Annotated in this window: 12 protein-coding genes; 5 read left to right on the forward strand and 7 right to left on the reverse strand. The window is 46.8% G+C overall.

Annotated features, from left to right (window positions below; translation table 11 throughout):
* Window positions 1-3 precede the first annotated feature (3 nt).
* Both GY843_RS09850 and GY843_RS09855 read right to left on the reverse strand, forming a co-directional pair.
* Window positions 4-612: a DUF2889 domain-containing protein gene (locus tag GY843_RS09850; RefSeq protein WP_297309047.1), complete on the reverse strand. Its 609-nt coding sequence runs from the start codon at window positions 610-612 to the stop codon at window positions 4-6.
* A gap of 193 nt (window positions 613-805) precedes the next feature.
* Window positions 806-1,993, reverse strand: coding sequence for an EAL and HDOD domain-containing protein (locus tag GY843_RS09855; protein ID WP_297309049.1), 1,188 nt, complete (start codon window positions 1,991-1,993; stop codon window positions 806-808).
* Between the two features lie 203 nt (window positions 1,994-2,196).
* Between GY843_RS09855 and ylqF the strand changes: the two genes are divergently transcribed.
* The 4 genes from ylqF to dnaQ all read left to right on the forward strand — a co-directional run bounded on the left by ylqF (window position 2,197) and on the right by dnaQ (window position 4,800).
* On the forward strand, window positions 2,197-3,111 hold the full coding sequence (gene ylqF, locus GY843_RS09860) for a ribosome biogenesis GTPase YlqF (protein WP_297309051.1): 915 nt from the start codon (window positions 2,197-2,199) through the stop codon (window positions 3,109-3,111).
* 9 nt (window positions 3,112-3,120) lie between these two features.
* The gene (locus tag GY843_RS09865; RefSeq protein WP_297309053.1) at window positions 3,121-3,387 is read left to right on the forward strand and encodes a hypothetical protein; all 267 of its coding nucleotides are present in this window, start codon (window positions 3,121-3,123) and stop codon (window positions 3,385-3,387) included.
* 213 nt (window positions 3,388-3,600) lie between these two features.
* On the forward strand, window positions 3,601-3,843 hold the full coding sequence (locus GY843_RS09870) for a CDGSH iron-sulfur domain-containing protein (RefSeq protein ID WP_297309055.1): 243 nt from the start codon (window positions 3,601-3,603) through the stop codon (window positions 3,841-3,843).
* A 213-nt stretch (window positions 3,844-4,056) separates the two neighbouring features.
* Window positions 4,057-4,800, forward strand: coding sequence for a DNA polymerase III subunit epsilon (gene dnaQ, locus GY843_RS09875; protein ID WP_297309057.1), 744 nt, complete (start codon window positions 4,057-4,059; stop codon window positions 4,798-4,800).
* Window positions 4,801-4,897: 97 nt separating this feature from the next.
* Here the strand turns inward: dnaQ and GY843_RS09880 are convergent, their stop codons facing one another.
* Window positions 4,898-6,616, reverse strand: a complete 1,719-nt coding sequence (locus GY843_RS09880) for a protein adenylyltransferase SelO family protein (RefSeq protein WP_297309058.1) — start codon at window positions 6,614-6,616, stop codon at window positions 4,898-4,900.
* Window positions 6,617-6,834: 218 nt separating this feature from the next.
* Between GY843_RS09880 and GY843_RS09885 the strand changes: the two genes are divergently transcribed.
* Complete coding sequence (locus GY843_RS09885) at window positions 6,835-8,010, forward strand: NAD(P)/FAD-dependent oxidoreductase (RefSeq protein ID WP_297309060.1); 1,176 nt, start codon at window positions 6,835-6,837, stop codon at window positions 8,008-8,010.
* Window positions 8,011-8,120: 110 nt separating this feature from the next.
* Here the strand turns inward: GY843_RS09885 and GY843_RS09890 are convergent, their stop codons facing one another.
* The 4 genes from GY843_RS09890 to GY843_RS09905 all read right to left on the reverse strand — a co-directional run bounded on the left by GY843_RS09890 (window position 8,121) and on the right by GY843_RS09905 (window position 17,388).
* Window positions 8,121-11,096 carry a Calx-beta domain-containing protein gene (locus GY843_RS09890; protein ID WP_297309062.1) on the reverse strand — a complete coding sequence of 992 codons (2,976 nt, stop codon included), beginning with the start codon at window positions 11,094-11,096 and terminating at the stop codon, window positions 8,121-8,123.
* Window positions 11,097-11,472: 376 nt separating this feature from the next.
* The gene (locus GY843_RS09895; protein ID WP_297309064.1) at window positions 11,473-12,780 is read right to left on the reverse strand and encodes a DUF1329 domain-containing protein; all 1,308 of its coding nucleotides are present in this window, start codon (window positions 12,778-12,780) and stop codon (window positions 11,473-11,475) included.
* A gap of 25 nt (window positions 12,781-12,805) precedes the next feature.
* Window positions 12,806-14,920 (reverse strand): DUF1302 family protein, encoded by a 2,115-nt coding sequence (locus tag GY843_RS09900; protein WP_297309066.1) that lies wholly within the window; start codon window positions 14,918-14,920, stop codon window positions 12,806-12,808.
* Window positions 14,921-14,997: 77 nt separating this feature from the next.
* Window positions 14,998-17,388, reverse strand: a complete 2,391-nt coding sequence (locus GY843_RS09905) for an MMPL family transporter (RefSeq protein ID WP_297309068.1) — start codon at window positions 17,386-17,388, stop codon at window positions 14,998-15,000.
* Window position 17,389: the final 1 nt, after the last annotated feature.

Consider the following 17,389-nt stretch of genomic DNA (forward strand, 5'->3'; position numbering starts at 1 on the left):
TATTTACGCCTGATCTTGCTTAGCAGGGGTAGACTCAATCGGTTGTACTGGAATCAAATTTTGATCATGAAGATGAGGCCAGTACTCTTTTACGATTGGACCTTCACTGTCCATGGTATGGCAGGTGTTCAGCATAGGTGGTGCTTTATCGCCATCCTGCCAAAAGTTTTCCAGAATCTCGCGCTCTTGATGCGTGGCCTGAAATGCAGTGGTTGCCAGCGGACCAAGTAACTCAAGAAGATGAGTACAGCCATTAATACCTGAAAACAGCTCTTTGGTTTTGCGGGTGAAACCACTAGCAATCTGGAGCCCGATCAACTGGGCATAGGCATCTGAGATGGCCTTACAGCAGTTAAAAGGGGTGTAATCCATGGATGCAACTGCATCCAGAATGTTCAACTCCATATCCACTGTGATTCGGATCGACATACCGTGCAGGGGTTCCCCGGCGGGTATCACACCATTGGTCCGATCTTTATAATCCATCGGAAAAGTCTTTGTGTCGATCAGGTGGGCTTCGATATCCCACAAACCGTCGTCACGTTTATATCCCTCGCAGATAACCCTTCGGGTGTGTTGCAGGGAGCGGCTACTCGGTGTTGGTAAAGGCATAAACTGTCGTACTTGCGTTTTAGTTAGCTGATCTTAGCGTCAGCTTAGTGATGCTCGGTGCTGCTATTTTAAGGGTAAAACGGGTAAAACGCATCTGACAATGGTGTAACCGGGCATTTGGTGTAACAAAAAAGGGCAGCCAATGCTGCCCTTCATAGGTGAATAGTGGTGGGGCTTTGTTAATCGTACATTGTTAGTCGTACATTGCCTGCATCGCTTCCTCGGTCCAATCCAGACTGGCTCTGTAGGCCTTGTCGTAAAGTGTTCCATCCAGATCAAGAGGCAGTAGGTCCCAGTCGCCGTTCTCGTAATTTACAACATTTCGCAGAACCTGACCGATCTCACCTTGGCCAAGGGTGACAGCATTTTTAATATCGTCACCCAGAGGAACCTGCTCGAGCATCTCTTCACGCTCAATATCCAGCAACGCATGGAGGCCAGACATCATTCCTGCCATAAAGTAACTGCCGTAATTGTCTTTCTTCTGTTCCAGTGCGATCTCTTCACACATACGGCCACGAACCAGCAATCCACGGGAAAGCTCTTCTGGTTTGTCCTGGGAAGAGGACATTGATATCAGGGTTGCCCACTTTTTAACCTGTTCCAGGCCTAGAAGAACGATAGCTTGAGCGACAGATTCAACCTGTCGAACCAGGGCATAGCCAGCCGAGTTAACAATTCGTAAAAGCTTATAGGTTAGAGCGGGATCACGAATGATGAGCTCTTCAAGCTTTTCCGGAGTTGCTTTTGGATTTTGAAGTTCCTGGATAAGTTGCATCAGTGCAACCTGACTACCACGGATCTTTTTACCTTTGACAAGCTTTGGTTTACTCAGGAAATGGCCCTGAAAGAGTTTGAAGCCCAGTTCGATACAGTCTTCCAACTGCTCGTGGGTTTCAATCTTCTCTGCCAGGAGGGTAACTTTGTGCTTGCGGAGATGTTTAACTTGTTCTGCCACTTGCTCGGGTGTGAGTTCAAAAACATCCACTTTAACGATCTGGCAGATATCGAGCAGTTCATCAAATTTTGGATCATAGATGAAGTCATCCATCGCAATGCGATAGCCCTCTGAGTGAAGTTTTCGTACTGCAGCAACGACTTCTTCATCGGGTTCTACATCTTCAAGAATTTCGAGAACTATATGTTTTTTAGAAAACTCGGGAAGTTTCTGCTCTACCAGAATGTCACGTGTCAGATTAACGAAAGCTGGGACACGCTTTTGTTCCCCGGAATCAGAGATACTAGTGAAGGCATTAAGGAGAACTTCGCTGGTTGCTTCTGTGCCGGAAAAAAGGGCATGCTCCTGGGCATCTTCGGTTCTGTACAGCAGCTCATAGGCGACAACCTTTTGGTTGCGATCAAAAATAGGTTGGCGTGCCATTAACACTTGCGAGCTATCAGAATGGTCCATTATCTGTGTTAGATCCCATGCTGTGTAAATTTGGGTTTAGTCTACCACCTACAGTTTGTTGGAACAGCCCAATATTAATTTTTTTGAATAAAGCCGAAGTTATATCAATCCTGTTCGATAAGAGGGTGGCGCATACAGTATAATAGTGCAGTTTTTCACTGCGGGATTGATCAATGAGTATAAATTGGTTTCCGGGCCACATGCATAAAGCCCGGAAAGAGATAGCAAAAGTGATGGATGAGGTGGACGTAATAATCGAGGTACTTGATGCTCGATTGCCCCAGTCCAGCGAAAACCCATTGGTTGATTCCTTACGTAAAGGAAAGCCCGCGCTAAAGCTACTTAATAAAAGTGATCTGGCGGATGATGCTAAAACCAAAGAATGGCTGGATTATTTCAATAATCTACCAGAGACCCGTGCTATCTCTCTGGATCACTCCCAGAAAAAACTGATCAATCGTATTGCTGAGATCTGCAAGCAGATGGCACCATCCCGTTCAGAAGCGGGGCGCCCTGTGCGAGCAATGATTATGGGCATTCCCAATGTGGGTAAATCCACCCTGATTAATGCCCTGTTAGGCAGGAAGATCGCCAAAGTAGGTAATGAACCCGCAGTGACGAAAAGCCAGACCCGTTTTACCACTAAGAACGGTATGGCGCTGTCTGATACCCCTGGTATCCTCTGGCCAAAAATTGAAGACCCAGATTCGGGTTATCGTCTGGCAGCCAGCGGGGCGATTAAAGATACGGCTATCGAACACGAAGATGTCGCGATCTTTGCTGCGGGTTTTATGAAAACAGATTATCCAGAGCGATTAATTGAGCGTTTCAAAATCAAAGAGATGCCAGAAGTAGCTGAAGAAGTCTTGGATGAAATTGGTCGACGCCGTGGTTGTCTGCGTCCTGGTGGAATCGTTGATAGGAACAAAGCATCTACACTGCTGTTAAACGAAATCCGTTCTGGAAAACTCGGCAAACTGAGTTTTGAGACCGTAACAGAGTGGGAAGAAAAAAGACGTCTTGCAGAAGAGAAACGTCTGCAGGAAGAAGCTGAAGCGGCTGCCACTGCTGCTGAGCAAGAGAATTAAGGTACAGTTATGACACGTTTGAGAAAGAGCCGTAAAGCTAAAGGGTTTATTGATAATGAGGGACCTAGTCGTAATGAGCGGCTGGCTGATCCGAATAGCTACGAAAGCCGCCGTCGCAAAGCTCAGGAAAAGAAGAAAAAACATACTTCTGTTTATGAGAAAGAGCGACAGGCTGAGAAAAATAATGCGTCTGATGATAAAACCACGGAGCGCAAAACCCGCTTAGCTGACAAGATCAAAAAACTGAATAAAGAGAAGCAGAAAGAACAGGACTAATCCCCTGAGACATTCCAATTAGTCATTCCCTTTAGCCATGCTTTTTCACGCTTGGTATGTGGCATAATTCACCGATTAAAACCGTTTCATTGGAAGCGGTTTTTTTATCTCTACTCTAATAAGTGCGTTCAAAATTTGAACAATTTAGATTGCTCTTCTACGTTTACTGAAAGGTAAACATCCTATTTTAGGGGCAAGTTAGGAGAGTAAACCATGTCACATTCTCCTGTTCATCGCGCGGGTGACGCACCTGTAAAAGTACAGCTAGTAGCAGGGCAAACTTATGCTTGGTGCGCCTGCGGTCGCTCAGAAAATCAGCCCTATTGTGATGGTTCACATCAGGGTACGGGTTTAGATCCGATAGTTTTTACCGCCGAAGAAGATAGCGAAGTCTGGCTTTGTATGTGTAAGCAGACAGCTAATCAACCACTATGCGATGGCAGTCATAAAAACTGATTATTGACTCTCGATGGATTGAGTATCGATATAAATAGAGCGCTTTCTAATCAAGCGGAGTTAGAGCGTTGCAGTATGATGTTGGGTAGCAAAACAATCTCAGGGTACTGCTAAGTCGTTGTAAAGCTGATGACTCCCTAGCTACGACCTGTTTACAGAAAAATACTCTGTTATACTCGCGCCACCGTAGTTAGTGATTAAGAGGCTCAATTTATGTCGAATCGTCTGGTGATTCTGGATACTGAAACCACAGGTATGAACCAGGAAAGCGGTCCGCATTTCCAAGGCCACCGGATTATTGAAATTGGCTGTGTTGAAGTGGTCAACCGTAAGCTTACCGGCAACACTTTTCATGTCTACATCAACCCCGAGATGCCGATTGACCCTGAAGCAATTGCAGTACACGGCATCACTGATGAGCAGGTTAAAGATTGCCCCAAATTTGCTGAAATTGCTCAGGAGTTTGCCGAGTTTCTCGATGGTTCTGAGATGATTGCACACAACGCACCTTTCGACGTCGGGTTCATGGATCATGAATTTGGTATGTTGGGTGACGGCTGGAAGAGTACAGAAGAGCTCTGTAAAGTCACCGATTCCCTAAAAATTGCTAAAGATAAATTCCCAGGCCAGAAGAACAACCTCGATGCTTTATGCCGTCGTTTAGGTATTGATAACTCACATCGTGAGTTGCACGGGGCCTTGCTTGATGCCGAGATTCTGGCCGATGTTTACCTGTTGATGACCGGTGGTCAAACGTCATTGATATTATCGGACGATGATCTGGAGGGTGGTGAAGCAGCGGGTAGAATCAAAAGGCATACAGATGCCATGCAAGGTCTACCATTGGTGACTTTGTCGGATGAGGAACTTTCAGAACATGAAGCATTTTTAGACATGCTTGATAAGAAGTCAGGCGGAAATTGTGCTTGGCGTCAGGAGTTGGTCGAAGCGGAATAAAACACATCATCGTAAAACAGGTCTACTGCATGTTTGCATGTTACAGGAGACCTGAATTATTGATGGTCAAGTGAGGCTATTTGATTTAGCTACTTGGTTAAGACGAACAACTGTAATGGGATAGACCACCCAGATTATTCAGTTCTGCTGGTCTTAATCCGTAGTATTTATCTTCAACTGCTTGGGATTGTTCAGCATAAGGCTGAGTCATCACTTCCTGAAGCTCTCTAATTAATTCATAGTCACCATCAGCCGCTTGTTGGTATGCAGGTTGTACAAACCATTCTCGCAGAGTGTATTTGGGATTTACCTGCTTCATCTGCTGCATACACTCTTCTCTTGAACGGCAAAGTGTTTTATTCGCCTGAGCAACAGCAGCACTCCATTGTGCGAACCAATCTTCCCAACGGATACTTAATTCGCTGCCTGGAGCCTGATAAAAGCTAGTTGTAAGAGGTTTTACACTATCTGGCAGATTGGATAGCTCACGGAAGAAGTAGGTGTAATCTGTTTTCGTTTGTGTCATCAAAGCTAATAGATCTTTGAGTAACTCCGGATCAAACTCATCAAGTCCCAGTTTCGCAGTCCACATGCTTTCCATTTTGCTCGTCATCTCTTGAGCAAAACCGTTTCTGATTTCACTTAGCTGTTCTATTCCTTCAGGAGCTGTTTGGAATAGGGGAGCCAAAGCTACACAAAACATATGGTAGTTTTGTTCGGCGGCCGATGGCTGGTTTAGGAAAGAGAAATGATGCCCACCACCGGTCCAGGGTTGGAATTGAGGGTTGAACTCATCCATAAAACCATAGGGACCATAATCGAGGGTGTAACCCCCTGCAGCGCAGTTATCACTGTTAAAGTTACCTTGGCAGTAACCGACACGAATCCAATTGGCTACCAGCGATGTAAGGCGATCACGGAAAGCTTGCGCTAGCTCTAGCACTTTTTCTGGTAGTGTTAGATCATTATTGATGACATCGCTATATTCGCGATCGATTAAATGAAGAACCAGCATTTCCAGTTCTTCGAGTGCATTCGGGTGTTCTTGCTTTCGTGCACGACGACCAAAGAGTTCCAACTGACCGACACGGATAAACGAGGGCGCTACACGTGTTGTGATAGCTACAGGGTTACTTACCATAATGTCGGGATCTAGTGTGCGTGACCCTTCTGAATACCAAGGGCGCATAACGGTTTCTGATTGAGAAACATAAAGGCTTAATGATCTTGAGGTAGATACGCCTAGCGCGTGCATATGCTCTTGAGCCAGGAACTCACGGACGCTGGACCGTAAAACTGCTCGACCATCAGCGCCACGACAGTAAGGGGTTTGGCCACCACCTTTCAGCTGCATCTCCCAGCGTTTGCCATTGATGACCGCCTCTAAAATCGAAACTGCGCGACCATCTCCATAACCATTGCCAGTGCCAAACGGGCACTGCTGGTAGTACTCGTTGCCGTATATAGAGAGGGCATAACCGCAAGCCCATCCCTGTTGCCTTAAAGGCTCTGGTACCTGTGATAGGTTGCCAGAGAACATCTTTATAAAAGCGTCAGATAGAGCCAAATTATCTGTGAAACCTAACTCGCTAAAAAAGCCGTAGCTGTGTGTGACATATTCCGGATCACTGATCGGCGTGGGATTGACCGGTACGTAATGCCCAGAAAAGACCTCTCTAGGAAAATGGTCGACACCATCTTCAGTCGCATTGGGATCAGCCTTGAGGTTTTCTAAAAGTGAGTAGTCTGCCAGAGCTGCCAGATCATCGAGTGTATCGATAGCGGGTTCTGTCTTTGTTTCAGATGGGTTGATCATTGTAGCTCCATAGCTAGGTGGCATATATAGATGTTAAACATCTCTCTACGTTTAGAAAGGGGATAGGGATCTTTTGTTCCAGCGAAACAACCCTACAAGCTGTAAAAATATTATCTTATTAAAGTGACTCAGTATTAACTGTAGTTATGTTCGGTCTCTATAGATCGAGTATTGATATGCTAGAATAGCGCGCTTTCAAATCAAGCGGAGCTAGAACGTTGCAGTACGATGTTGTGATCATCGGGGCGGGAGCCTCAGGACTTATGTGTGCTGCAACTGCAGGTTACCGTGGCCGCTCTGTTTTGGTACTGGAACATACCAATAAAGTCGGTCGTAAGGTCCTGATGGCTGGCGGTGGTCGTTGTAACTTCACCAATATTCATAACTCCCCAGCTAACTTTCTTTCAGCTAATCCCCACTTCTGTAAGTCAGCATTGAGTCGCTACAAGGCTCAGGATTTTATCGATCTGATAGATCGTCACGGTGTTGAATATCACGAGAAGACACTTGGCCAGCTGTTCTGTAACGAGAGCAGTAAAGAGATCCTCAGGGTGTTGATGACCGAGTGTGAGTGGGCCGGGAATGAAATTCGCACTGAGGTTTCAGTCGAAGCTATAGAACCTCAGGAATCGGGTTACCTTTTAAAAACTTCAACGGGGTCTATACAAGCTGAATCAGTAGTTATTGCTACCGGTGGTTTATCGATTCCTAATGCCGGAGCAACCAGTTTCGCTTACGATATTGCTGAGCAGTTTGACCTTAATATTCTGCCAAAGGCTGCAGCACTGGTGCCGTTTACTCTACAGCCGAAAGAGAAAGAGATTCTTAAAGAACTCTCGGGTGTGTCTCACCGGATTAAAGCAAGCATTGGTAAAACTAGCTTTGTAGAGAATATGCTCTTTACTCATCGTGGTTTAAGTGGCCCGGCAATACTACAGATCTCATCCTACTGGCAACCAGGAGGGGAGGTTGAGATTGATCTATTCCCCGAATTTGATCTGCTGGCATGGTTGAAAGAACAGCGGGAAGCGCGTCCAAAGGCGGAACTGACTACTGTGATGGCGCAGCAGATGAGCAAACGTATGTCACAAATTCTCTGCCAGCTATTTGGTTTCAGTGGAATTATGGGTAACCAGTCCAATAAAGATCTGGATGCAATCAATGTGGCGTTCAGAGAGTGGAAAGTTAAGCCTTCTGGCACCGAAGGTTATCGTACTGCAGAGGTAACTATTGGTGGCATCGATACCAATGAGATTAATCAGAAAACCATGGAAGCCAAGAAAGCACCGGGCCTGTATTTTATCGGCGAATGTTTAGATGTAACTGGGCATTTGGGTGGGCATAACTTCCAGTGGGCCTGGGCTTCTGGATTTGCCGCAGGGCAGGTGGCTTAACCCATTCTGTATCTAGCCATAGCTATATTGCGTTAGGTAAGAATTCAGGTAATGGGGAGTTAGGTTAATTCCCCATTACCTATTCGTTCAATCCTAATTAAGGGATGGCGTTACACCAGATCATCTTGGTCTGAACTATTATCTCCAATAATCGTAATTTCGGCTTGGTTATCCATAATCAATGCATTGGCTTCATTTTCTAGGTTGAAAAAGAAAGACAGACTGACATCCGCACCATAGTCTTCGAATACAGGTATCTGAATTTCAACATTGGATTGACCAGCTAAGAATTCAGCGGTGCCTGATTGCGGAGAATAAGCTCCATAGAACCCAACTGCTGTCCCATCGGAAGTAAAATATTCGATACTGCTCTGAATATCCGTATTTCCTGTTCGTTCAATAACAACTGAAGCATAGCCTTCGTTGCTTACAGCGGTGAGATCAGCAACAGAGATATAGCTACCGTTATCGTTTTTGATCGAAACAGTGGCTTCCGCACGGCCAATAACTCCGTTTTCTACTGCAGTCAGCTCCACGGAGAAGGTTTCAAGGCTTTCATAGAGGTCATCGTTATAGATCGGTATAACAATGTTTTTGACGCTTTCACCAATTTCAAAAGTAATACTGCTATCAACACTGCCGTAATCAAATCCGGAAGCAGCACTGATGTCCCGGCTATGGTACTGCACTGTGGTAACTGAATCGGAGGAGCCCACGCGGCTTAAGGTCAACGAAACTTCTCCTGCATTTTCATTAACAGACATGTCGGAGATATTTATGACAGGGGTGTAATCCAAGTTAGGGCTGCCGTGAATTACATAAGCATCTGGATTATCAGACTCATAATTGACGAACAATAGGTCACTAAAACCATCCCCATTAAAATCTGCCGAGCCAGCGATTCCTGTATCTTCGGCCTGGATTAATACCATACCAGCCTCAGCTTCGGCATCTAGACTCAGGGTGGAGTGCGAGGCAAAGTCTGATCTACCGTAAATGAGGTAATGGTCCAGCATAAAGTCGGCATAACCATCACCGTTAACGTCCCCAGAGGCAGAAATGTTACTGCCAGTAACGGAATTACCATTCGGTTCATTGATTATAGTGTGGGAGACCATCGATAGGTCAGAAGTATCGAGGTTGAGATTCCAGCCATCAGCCTGACCATAGATCAGATAGGCCCTGTTAACAGAAGGCCCTGTCCCGATATCTACCGCATAGAGATAGGCGAGCAGATCATCAAACCCATCGCCGTTTACATCGCCGACTCCATAGGGGTAGTGCATCTGATTTATGTCTACATTTGATGCTGTTAAGGTGAAACCGTTGATGCCATCAAGATTGGCCAGATCAAATTCTTCACTCCAGCTGTCTGCATGCCCAAATACTACATATGAAGTGCCGTGCTCACTGTCAAAGGGGCTGTGTAGCACCACTTCATCATAGCCATCGCCATTGATATCTCCTAACGTCCGGGCACCACCATCAAAAAAAAGAGAGGAATTTGAACTGATAATTCGGCTGCTTATGGGGCTATCCAATTCTGCTAAGTTTATCTCTTCTCCTAGAGGTTGCTCCTGACCAAAAATGACATAGGCAGAATTAGGGATATTTGCTGATTCTCTAGTGCCCACAATTAGATCATCGTATCCATCACCATTGAGATCGCCAACGGCATTTGGATGTAATTCTGCTTCGCTTTCAAGGGATTTCGAGACAATCAGAGATCCTTGTGATGCACTCATTTTATCGAGATAAAATCCCGGGCCAAAATTATCAGCCGAACCATAGACAAGGTAGGTTTGGTAACCTTCAGTTCCGTTCGTATTTACAAGAAAATCATCATAACCATCGCTGTTTAGGTCGCCAGCACTATCCAATGTAACGGTTCCACTATGGGCCGTGGGGTCAGATGAATCTTGCAAGTAGAGAAGTTCAGAGTGATCAGCAGTTGTGATCAGATTAGTAACATCTAGCTTTGGGGTAGTTTCACCATAAACAACCTGTATAGATGAATCCCAGTAATACCCTGTAGCGAGGAAATCGTCAGCTCCATCTCCATTAATATCACCCGCAGGAGAGATTAATTTAGAAGTAATACCAACTGGCAGGTCATAAGCATGGCCGTTACTACCGTTCAACTGCGAGATGTTTAAGCCTGATTCAGGGTCTGAGATGGTGATAACGGCTAAACCATCCAGCAGTAACCAGCCCTCAGTTTCATTAAGTCGGACATAAAAACTTTTTAACGGATCGCCTGAACCGTTGATAATCGGGATAGAGATCTGTTGTTCGGTTACACCGGAGGCAAAACTGAGTGTTCCTGAAGTGGTAATAAAGTCCTGACCAGCAATGGCGCTGGCGTCTTCTGTAGAAAAATTCAGATTCAGGCTCTCAGTGCTATCACCCTGGCGGCTAACCGTAAGCAGTGCCTGACCGTCCTCTTCCGAGACAATGACATCATTGATGCTAAGGAAACCTTTAACTGCTGAATCCTGACTTATTAGCTGCCCTAACTCTTGGTTATAATCTACGATTCCCAAGCTATCAGAGGATGTTTCCAAGCGGTTCAGTAAGTAGGGCAATGTGGTCAAGGCATTGGCTTTACTAACAGCATCATTACCTACGGTTGCTAACCAACTGCGCACTTCAGAGCCGTTATATTCGACACTATCATCTATCTCATCAAATGCTTCGGTGAAGGCTTTAGCTGCGTCCAAGCGGTTTTGTATGACTTGGGCATCGGAGCCCTGTGCGCCTTTAAGCAGTTCCATAGCAATGCTGGAGTGAGAAACATCTGGGTTGTTATTCAGTTGAAAAACCCAGGCGTCAATTATCTCTTGTGATTCAGGATCGCGGTTAAAAAGCTGTTGATACAGAGTTGTAATCATCTGCTCATCGCTGGTGGCTGCATAGAGTTTATTTGATTCTGCAGAGGTGCCAAAGGCTTCGACCATTTGCTCTATAGTGCGCCAGCCATCATCAATTGCTCCTGCCCAGGCTTCCAGACCTTTCGGGTCAGCGGGGCGACCAAAATAGGCGATATAAAACTTCTGAACCAGATCGTAATAGTGTGAAGCAGCCATAAAATATCCTTATTGCTTTGGGTAGAAAAGCTTTAGGGCTTATAGCAGGAAGATGGGAGGTGTTTACACTGCCGCATCTATCCTGATGCCTCGAGAGTCCTTTCTATACGCAGGGGTTTAAGTAATCGTTTGATCTTAATACGGAATATTTCTTAAAGAAAGTAGTAAATGAAAGAACGTTCGGTCAGAAGAGGCTTATTAAATAATTGGTGAGAAGCAGAAACTGTATCAGCCAAGAATCCTTCAAGTGGATTTGGGCTTCCGGATTTGCTGCAGGGCAGGTGGTTTAAAACAGTTGTGGACAAATTCCAAAAAAAGGCCCGGCTTTCACCGGGCAAGAGCGATGTTGATTGTTACTATATTTCCGGTTTAGAGCTTAACGACCGGATGCGCGCAGGTTCTGTACAGAGAATTTGTTCTCTGGGCTTAGCTTAGGATCAAGCTGGCCTTTGAACTGACCGGTAGTACAGTGGTTTGCCTGCAGGTCCACCATTGAGAACGCATCATCAATTGATACACCTGAGCCTTTGTTGGCTGGTAGATGATGGTCTGGGTGTGACTGACCGATAGTGAATATTTTCCACAGATCCCCTTTACGGTCGTAAGCGTTGGTACGCGGGATAGCAAAGGTCTGTGCATCCATAAAGTGGACACGCTTAGACAGTGGGTGGTTAGGATCAACCGGAGATGATTCAACCTCATACACTTTACGTACCTGCCAGCTTACGTTCGGGAAGCACTGACCCTGACCGGTAAAGCTGACAACCTGGTAACCCTCGTCATCCTTGTGTGTTTCCGGATCAAGCGGCTCGTCGTTGTGGTTGTAGTAAGGCATCAGCATGTAACGGGTGCCTTTGTAGGTCCAATTCATATCACTGATACGGCCGTTATAACCCTCGAAATCCTCGATCATCAGATCGGAACCCAGGAACGCGTCGGTGGTCTGACCACTGGATAGACGACGTACACGGCGCTGGAAACCTAGATACAGGTAAGCGTTGTCACGCTTCAGGTCATCTTCGTAACGGTGGATCAGCAGCTGTGTGTTTTTCACATCAAACGGCTCCAGAACCTGTACGTAGATACCACGGAACAGGTTGGATGGGTTTGGCGTGATATCAGGCATCGGTTCCTGTTTTACACGGTGCTTATAGTTCAGGAAGTGGAAGTTGAACTTCAACATACGTTCCTGTTTGCCGGAAGCCATATCACGGAATTTCCAGTAGAACGGGTATACCGCTCCGGTATCTCCCCAGTTGTAGCCGTACTTGAAGTTGAAGGCCATTTTCTCACCCGCACGTGGGTCATCGAGAGACGGTTCTTCAGGGAACGGACGGCCAGCGATAAAGCCCTGAATTTCACCGTTCTTTTCACCCAGAGTGGTAGTGTTCAGGTTAGTTTTAGTTGCGTTGACGTAGCTTTCGTGAAGATCGAAAGAGGTCGTTGCGCCCACGCGGATCTCGTAATCACCATTCTTGATAAAGCGATACATCGCTGGGTCCAAAGCATCTTTCACTGATTCAACATTGCTTTGGTTAATGGTCATGCCAGGTTTCAGGTTCGTGAACTCTTTAGAACCGTTTTTGTATGGATAAAACGAGTTCTCTACATCCTCCAGGGTAGCTGCGTATACCGGTGCAGCGAGGAGGCTGGCAGTCATTAAACTAAATACAGTCTTTTTCATGTTTTCTATCCTTTCCTTTTTATTCTTAGAATCGATATTGAACTGTGATCTGATATTCATCTTCTTCGTTAGCCATACCCAAGATGCCGCTACGGAAACGACCTGTTGGTTCAAGGCTTGCCAAACCAGCAGATCCTGAAGTTACCCCTGCACCATGTTCAGCTGCTGGATAAGCAGTGAATGGGCCATACGGGTTACAGGAGCGGCAGTCATCAGCAGTCTTGTCTGCGCCATCACCGAATTTGATGTTGGCACTGGCTGTCAGCTTCCAGTTATCGTTGATCAACCATTCAACCATTGGCGCAGCAACAGAAGATTGAGCACGGAAGTCATGCGCCATAATGATCTGTGGGCTCAGGCGGTCGTTCATCCACCAACCTTTGATCAACAGGGTTGCGATATTGTTGGATTTCCACTGTGCAAAACCACGCTCGCCGTAAGTGGCTTGCTCAGAACGGTGGTCAAGCAAGTGTTCACCAAACAGCTGACCAGAGAACAGGAAGCCACGGCTTCGGTTCAGTGCTGGGATCATGACTGTTTTATCGACACCGATAACGTAGCGAAGCACATCAGAATCTGAGAAAAGATCTTCACTCATGGAATCTGCAAACTCTTCACCCTGGCTGTACGCACCCTCGAAGCGGAATACGGTATCCAGCGATTCAGAGTAGTAGTCCAAAGAACCACCAATCAGGTTTACACGTGGGAAGTAAATATCAAATGCGATCAGGTGCGGAGTTGGACCAACGTCACCCTTAACAAATGGGTTTTCACTGTTATCAACCGTTTTACCACCACGCAGTGATGGGAACTGAGAGCGGTAAGTCAGCGCATTTACGGAGAAGTTCAAGTCACCGTATACACCTTCCAGTTTCGCACCCAATTGGGTGTTAGACAGGCTCCAGCTTGGCAGGTGAACATCACGGATACCGATCTGATTTGGACCAAAGTTAGTCGCTGCCCAACCAGCAATGGTTGGGTCCGATGCAGCAGCCAGTGCTTCATCAGGCAGAGCACCCACTGCATTTAGCTGCGGAGCTAGAATTGGCGCTAGGCCTGCAGGTAGACCAGCGGCATTGATTGGTGCAAAGTTCGCAACCGTACCACCGTTGTCCCATAGGTTCTTCATACCACGGAAGAAACATGCAGCGTCCAGTGGGTTGTATGCACCGGAACAACTACCCAGGTTATGTGGGCGGAACTTATCGAAGTTCCATACAACAGAAGCGTTCAGGTCATCAAAGCCACCTGTTGGCCCCATACGACGCTCCATCTGCAGCATCCACATTGGAATACGGGTATCTTCAAGCTCGTCATAGATGTTGTGACGGGAGTAATCCACTGGGTTAAGTACATCCAGTACGCGGAATAGGTCGGTACGACCCCATACCACCTGTTGACGACCTAAACGCACATTCAGCTGATCACCATCATCCAGGGTACGCGTTGCATCAATGTAGAACTCACGCAGGAAATCCCAGCGATCGTTGAACTCTGGGTACTTCAGGTCATTTTCATCTGCATCGATGTAATCTTTAATACAACCTCGGCTATCGACATCACACGGACGTACAGGTACGCCAAATGCGACACCACCATTAATCTTGTGCGTGTCCTCACCCAGTACCTTCATACCGGTTGAAGGGTTATTTGGGTAGCCGTTGGTAAAAGCAGAGACAAACGGGAATCCACCTGCTGTCCCGATGTTGGCTGGGTCAGCATTTAATAAACCATATGCACCATCAACGGTTGCTGCATTCAGACCTGAACCGTGTGCAACCGGTGTGCCTACACCATTCAATGTTGTTTCCAAAAAGATATCCTGACCAGCTTGGGCACCCGCACCTGCACCAAACTCGTCATCATTGATGTCATACACGGCATCGTAGGTAGCACGTAATGTACCGTGAACAGATACATTATCCCAACCGCTATCAGAAGAGATCAGGTTACGGCTGAATTCAAGCTGAGCCGTATTTCGTGACTTGGATATCCCTTTAGATTCACGATGGTAAGTAGCATTCTCAACAAAACCAGACCACTCAGTTTCCCCCGCTAAAACGGCCGGGCCATAGCTTGAGGCTATGCCCATAGCCACCGCCACAGCGACTTTGTTGAGGGTTGTTATTTTTTTTGTCATCTCTTAACCCCTTCAGGCTTTTGTTTTTATGGTTACAGCAAGCATCCCATTAGGCTGTTTCGAGCCTGACCCATGCTTTACGCATGGATCACACCGTCTTCATCCTCGTAGGCATCACAAATAAATTTTGGTTTGAACACCAGTACCCAGCTTGGTACCAGCAACATAGCCGCGGCTCCGTTGAGGATGACCATGACAGTCAGCAGCAGCGCTGCATCGGATTGGAAACGCAGATCGGATAGGATCACCCACATCACAATGCCTGCAATAAGCGTGATAGCGGTGAAACTGATCGCCAGACCTGTTGTGCTGATCGCTTTACGCACTGCTGCATTTAGATCCTGCAGGGCCACCATCTCGGCGCGGATACGATCCATCATGTAAATTGAGTAGTCGATGCCGACACCCACACCCACTGCGATAATTGGTACGGTATTGATGTTGATCCCCATGTGGGTCACACCCATGTAGGCGTAGGTCAGCGTTGTGGCAAACAGCATCGCCATAAACATCATGGTGCCGGCAGCCAGGGACTGGTAGAAGAACATCACCATGAGGAAGATCAGGATAAATACCAGCGGAAGAACCCAAAGATTGGTCTCGTAAGCCGCTTCGTTCATCGCAGCCGTTACACCGATGGTGCCACCGGCTAGGCGGATCTTGAGGCCTTCCACTTTGCCGTCGTTAGCTTCAATCCACTGTTTAGCCGTATGAATCGCACGGCGGATAGTCTCGCCTTGGTGATCCTTGTAATAGAACACCAAGTTAGCGATACGCTCGTCGGTATCAACGAATTCGTTTAATGCACCAGGAATCGGACTGGACATCATGTAAGTGAACATCAAGCCACCAACATACATCTGATCATTAGGGATCTGAGTCCAGCGTGGATCGTCGTTGTGCAACAGGCGGTTTACCTGCTTCACCAGATCCGAAATGCCTTTGGAACCACCGACTTCCGGATCCATCAACATGTGTTTCTGCAGCTCACTCAGTGCCAGAAGTACCTCTGGACGTTTGATACCACCTTTCTCATTGGTTTCCGCAACGATATACAGTTCTTCAGATCCGGGGAAACTATCGTTTACCGCTTTTGAGGAAAGGTTGTAATCATGATCCTGATACAGAATTGGAGAACCCGGCTCAGACTCACCAATTACCACTTTGGAAGAGAAGTACCAACCACCGCACAGCAGCACCGCTGCAATGATCAGCGCGTTTTTCGCAGAACGTTCGCTACTGATGACTTGAGCGCACCCGTAACCGATGTTACGGAAGATATTGTGTTTGATCTCCGTAGTTTTCGGCATTGGCAGAATTGCCAGGATCAGTGGTACCGCCAGCAGTACAGTAATGATGATGCACAGTGCCCATAGGGAAGCATAGTGCGCCAGTTTGGTATTCAGTGGAATAGAACCGATCGCAATCAGCAACAGGCCTATTGCGTCCGATACCACCCCAAGGCTACCCGGACGGAACAAGCTTTCAAAGGTTAGGCGTGCCGAGACATGATGGTCTGCGTGTTTATTCAACTCTTGATAGTAACGCTCCACAATCTGAATACCGTGAGACATGGCTCGGGCTGATATCAGGAATGGAATTACCAGTCCCAGTGGATCCAGGTTGTAGCCGAACAGGGAGATAATGCCGATACCCCAGATGGAGGAGATAATCACTGCAGCCAAGGGAATCAGCACCCCGTATGCCTTACGGAAGTAGAAGATCAGCAGAGAGATCATAATCAATGCAGTAAACAGGAAGATCTCAATGATCTGATCCAGATACTGATACGCCCAGCCCACCAACATAGGTTGACCGGTTACATGGATCTTGAAGCCAGGTGAAGCTTCATCGCTGCGCATTTGCTGAATCTCGTTAAAGGTTTTAACGTAATCCAACTGACCTTCATTCAGCTGCGCTTTAACCAGCGCCATCTTCATATCCGGAGATACAAGAGGTCCGTAAACACGGGGATTAGCCACAATATCCGAACGTAGAGCGGCCAGTTCCTCCGGGTTGATCTCACCACCCTGTGGGTCGTAGTATGACTCGGAGTTAACGTTACCTTCTGGCGTCATCCATACCTTACGCGAATTACGATGGGTCACACTCGCAACAAGGTTGTGGTTGATACCGGGTAAGCTATCTACCGCCAGGGTGATGCGGTGGATCTTATCCAGCGCTTCATTGGTGAAGATATCGCCATCTTCCACCTCAACCCCAACAATGATCACGTTCGCGCCGCCGAAGGACTCTTTGATCTCATTGTGCAGTTCGATGTAGGTATGTTCCTGCGGCAACAGATCAGCGAAGTCAGAGTACATCTTTACGCTTGGAATCTGATAAGCAAAAAATAGTGTAACCAGCAGAATTAAACCCAGTATTGTTCTTGGGTGCTCGAAGACTGCTTCGTCTAGACGGTGTAAAAAGTGCGTGGCCTTATGGGCCTCTGCGGATTTCTTATCCATG

The sequence above is a fragment of the Neptuniibacter sp. genome (assembly GCF_024231755.1).
Taxonomy (GTDB): Bacteria; Pseudomonadota; Gammaproteobacteria; order Pseudomonadales; family Balneatricaceae; genus Neptuniibacter.